Annotated in this window: 1 protein-coding gene; it reads left to right on the forward strand. The window is 63.4% G+C overall.

Annotated elements, in window-relative coordinates; genetic code table 11:
* The coding region (locus tag QN350_RS19700; RefSeq protein ID WP_323517205.1) for an IS30 family transposase at positions 1 to 804 on the forward strand (804 nt) is incomplete at its 5' end.
* Between the last annotated feature and the right edge of the window lie 8 nt (positions 805 to 812).

Genomic DNA, 812 nt, shown 5'->3' on the forward strand with positions numbered 1-812 from the left:
CTGGACGGGTTAGCGTTACGGAAACAAGTCGCCACGATGCTCACCGATCGGTTCAGCCCGGAACAGGTCGCGGGCCGACTGAAAGTCAAGCATCCGGAGAATCCGGAGATGCAGGTGTCACACGAGACGATCTACCAGGCCCTGTACGTGCAGGGCCGCGGATCGTTGCGCTTGGAAGTTGCCACCGCGTTGCGGTCAGGGCGTGCCACACGGCGCCCGCAGCGCCCGGAGGGTCCGCGGCCGCAGAGGTTCCGAGAGATGGTGATGATCTCCGACCGGCCGCCGGAGATCGAGGACCGCGCAGTTCCCGGGCATTGGGAGGGCGACCTGATCATCGGCTCGACCTCGTCGAAGTCCGCAATCGGAACCCTCGTCGAACGGACTACGGGATACGTGATGCTGCTGCATTTGCCCGGGGATCACACCGCTCGCACCGTGGCCGACGCGATGATCGTGGCAATGAACACCCTCCCCGAACAGCTGCGCCGTTCGACCACCTGGGATCAGGGAGCGGAGATGTCTCGACACCAAGAAATCACCATGGCGACCGGGATGCCGATCTACTTTTGCGATCCGCACTCGCCCTGGCAGCGTGGCAGCAACGAGAACACCAACGGGCTCTTGCGCGAGTACTTTCCGAAAGGCACAGACCTGTCCTTCCACGGGCCCGGGATCCTCGAGAACGTTGCCGCGGAACTCAACCGCCGGCCCCGCAAACGCCACGGCTACCGAACGCCCGCAGAAGTCCTCGCCACGCTAATCTCGAACCCAACCAATCAAACCGGTGTTGCAGACACCACTTGAATCCGCCC

This window comes from Cryobacterium sp. 10I5, assembly GCF_035019865.1.
GTDB lineage: Bacteria > Actinomycetota > Actinomycetes > Actinomycetales > Microbacteriaceae > Cryobacterium > Cryobacterium breve_A.